The 3,421-nt window shown below is 66.6% G+C and carries 3 protein-coding genes; all 3 read left to right on the top strand.

Annotation, left to right across the window (positions count from 1 at the left end; all coding sequences use genetic code 11):
- A partial coding sequence (locus AC1D34_RS35430) for a 3-hydroxyacyl-CoA dehydrogenase (RefSeq protein ID WP_476826772.1) occupies positions 1-1,287 on the top strand: 1,287 nt, incomplete at its 5' end.
- Positions 1,284-2,969, top strand: coding sequence for an AMP-binding protein (locus tag AC1D34_RS35425; RefSeq protein ID WP_476826771.1), 1,686 nt, complete (start codon positions 1,284-1,286; stop codon positions 2,967-2,969). The genes AC1D34_RS35430 and AC1D34_RS35425, both read left to right, overlap by 4 nt.
- 15 nt (positions 2,970-2,984) lie before the next feature.
- Positions 2,985-3,421, top strand: a 437-nt coding sequence (locus tag AC1D34_RS35420) for a thiolase family protein (RefSeq protein ID WP_476826770.1), incomplete at its 3' end; no start/stop codon positions are given.

The following is a 3,421-nucleotide window of genomic DNA, read 5'->3' as shown; positions in this document are numbered from 1 at the left end:
GCCCTGCGCTACGCCTTCTTTGCCGAGCGCGAGGCGGCCAAGGTCCCGGGCATCGACGAGGGCAAGGGGACGCGTCAGATCCGGCAAGCGGCCGTCATTGGCGCCGGCACGATGGGTGGCGGGATCGCGATGTGTTTCGCCAATGCCGGCATCCCAGTGACCGTGATCGAGACGACGCGGGAGCAAATCGACAAGGGCTATGCCCGCATCCGCGACACCTACGGCTTCTCGGTCAAGCGCGGTTCGCTGACGGAGGCCGCGCGTGACCAGCGCATGGCGCTGATCACGCCGAAGCTCGGGCTCGAGGCGGCAGCGGAGGCGGATATCGTGATCGAAGCCGCCTTCGAGGAGATGGCCGTCAAGCAGGAGATCTTCGGCGCGCTCGATGGGATTGCGAAGCAAGGCGCAATCCTGGCCTCGAACACCTCCTATCTCGACCTCGCGACGATCGCCATGGCAACGAAGCGGCCGCAGGATGTGATCGGGATGCATTTCTTCAGCCCGGCCAATGTCATGAAGCTGCTTGAAATCGTGCGGCCAGCCGGCGTTGCGGATGATGCGGTGGCCACTGCGATTTCGCTCGGACGCAGGCTCGGCAAGGTGCCGGTCGTGGTCGGGAACTGCTTCGGCTTCGTTGGCAACCGCATGCTGGAACAGCGCACGCGGGCCGCCGAGCGGCTGCTGATCGCCGGTGCGCTGCCGCATGAGGTCGACGCGGCGCTGACCGGTTTCGGCTTCAAGATGGGGCCATTCGCGATGTCGGATCTCGCGGGCAACGATATCGGCTGGCGCACGCGCAAGTCGCGCGGCAAAACCGCAGGGGTCGCGGACGCGATCTGCGAGCGCGGCTGGTTTGGTCAGAAGACCGGGCGTGGCTACTATCTCTATCCGGAGGGCGCGCGCGCCGGGCAACGCGACCCGGAGGTCGAGGCGCTGATTGCGCAGGTTTCCAAGGAGCAGGGCGTTGAGCGCCGGGCGATGAAGCCGGACGAAATCCTGGCGCGCCTGCTCGATCCGATGGTCAATGAGGGTGCGAAGATCCTCGCGGAGGGGATTGCTGCGCGGCCGGGCGATATCGATACGATCTGGATCAACGGCTATAACTGGCCGGCCTGGCGCGGTGGGCCGATGCACTGGGCTGACTCTGTCGGGCTCGACGTGATCGTCAAGCGTCTGGAAAGGCTCGCAGCGGAAAGCGGTGATGCCGCGCTCGAACCGGCGCCGCTGCTGCGCAAGCTCGCGGCCGAGGGCAAGAGCTTCGCGGACCTGAAGGCCAGGGCGGCGTGATCCAGGCAGCGCGCCCGATCTGGCAGGAGCGCTTTCCGCAGGCCTGCGACTGGGACGCGGCAGTGGAAACCGGTACGGTGCCGGACCTGCTCGTGCCGGCCGTCGCGGCGCGGCCGGACGCGGTGGCCATCGCGTTCCGCGAGAGCGAGCTGAGCTATGGCGAACTCGACAGGCTGGCCACCCGGCTCGCGGCGGGGTTGATCGCCGATGGCGTCAGGCAGGGCGACCGGGTGGCGCTGTTCCTTCCCAATACGCCCTGGCATCCCGTCGCGTTCTTCGCGGTTGCGCGCTGCGGCGCGACCGTCGTGCATCTCAGCGCGCTCGATGCCTTGCGGGAGCTTGAACACAAGCTCGTGGCAACGCAGCCGGTCCGCCTGATCACCACGAACCTTCCAGGCTTCCTGCCGCAGATGCAGGCGCTGCGTGCGGCGGGCTTCGTCGATCGCGTATTGGTCGGCGACGATTCGCGCTGGGGAGCGGGGGAGGCCGAGCGGCAGGATCTTCCGACTGGTGGCGGCTTCGTCTGGCTCGACGACCTGATGACGGCGCCTGACCCGGTGAACTGGCCGGTGCTTTCGCCCGAGGATGTGGTGTTGCTGCAGTTCACCGGCGGCACGACAGGGGCGCCGAAGGCAGCGATGCTAACGCATGGCAATCTTGTCTCGGCGGTGAACATCTACCGACTCTGGACGGATGGCGAACCGTTGGAAGCCGGAGCGCAGACCGCGATCGCGGTGCTGCCGCTGTTCCATATCTACGCGCTGACCACGATCCTGCTGCGCCATTTGCGGGACGGCAACCGCATCCTGCTGCGCCAGCGCTTCGATGTCGAAACCCTGATCGAGGATATCGCGATCCGTCGCGCGACGATGTTCTCCGGTGTGCCGACGATGTGGTTTGCCCTGCTCAACCGCAAGGGCGTCGAGACGGTCGATTTTTCGTCGTTGCGCTCCTGCGTCTCGGGCGGCGCGCCCCTGCCCTTCGAGGTCCAGACCCGACTCGAAGGCATATTGGGCGTCAGGCTGAACAATGGCTGGGGCATGACCGAGACCGCGCCCGCCGGCTCGCGCCTGCCGAAGCAGGCGAAACCTCGGCCGGGCGTGATCGGCGTACCGCTGCCAGGCCTCGAGATGAAGATCGTCTCGCTCGACGTCGGGCGTGCCGATTGCCCGCCCGACGAAATCGGTGAGATCGCCATTCGCGGCCCCAATGTCTTCAAGGGTTATTGGAACGAGGCGGAGGCGACGCGCGATGCCTTCCACGAGGGCTGGTTCCTGACCGGGGATCTCGGCCGGATGGACGCCGACGGGCTGTTCCAGATCGTCGACCGGCGCAAGAACATGATCATCTCGAGCGGCTTCAACGTCTATCCGGTGGCGATCGAGAATGCGATCTACGAGCATCCGGCGGTGCAGGAAGTGCTGGTGATCGGCATCGACGACGATTATCGCGGCCAGGCGGCGAAGGCCTTCGTCGTGCTCAAGGCCGGCATGCCTGCCTTTACGCTCGACGAATTGCTGCACTTCCTCAAGGATCGCCTCGGCCGGCACGAGACGCCGCGCGGGCTGGAATTTCGCGAGAGCCTGCCGCGCAGCGCTGCCGGGAAGCTGCTGGCGAAGGTGTTGATCGCCGAAGAACAAGAGAAGCGGCCCAAGCCCGCTTCGCCCGAATCCGCTGCATAGGACCTGAGAAAATCCATGACAGAAGCCGTCATCGTCTCCACCGCCCGCACGCCGATCGGCAAGGCCTTTCGCGGTGCCTTCAACCAGACCCGCGGTGCCGATCTTGCGGCGCACGCGATCAAGGCAGCCTATGAGAAGGCCGGGATCGAGCCGGCGGCGATCGAGGAGATCGTGCTCGGCTGCGGCTATCCGGAGGCTGCGACCGGCGGCAATGTCGCCCGTCATGCCGCGCTGGTCGCCGGCATCCCGGTCGCGTCCGCCGGTGTCACCGTCAGCCGCTTCTGCGCTTCGGGCCTCGAGGCGATCGCGCATGCGGCGCGGCGCATCGTCATGGACGGCGTGCCGGTCGCGATCGGCGGAGGCGTCGAGTCGATCAGCCTGGTGCAGCCGGTGGTGCGGCGCGAACTCACCCAGAACGACTGGCTGATGAAGCACAAGCCCGAGATCTACAC

The sequence above is a fragment of the Allobosea sp. P1_A7 genome, assembly GCF_056406775.1.
Note: the sequence above shows the minus strand (reverse complement) of the source record. Positions and strands in the feature narration are given on the sequence as shown.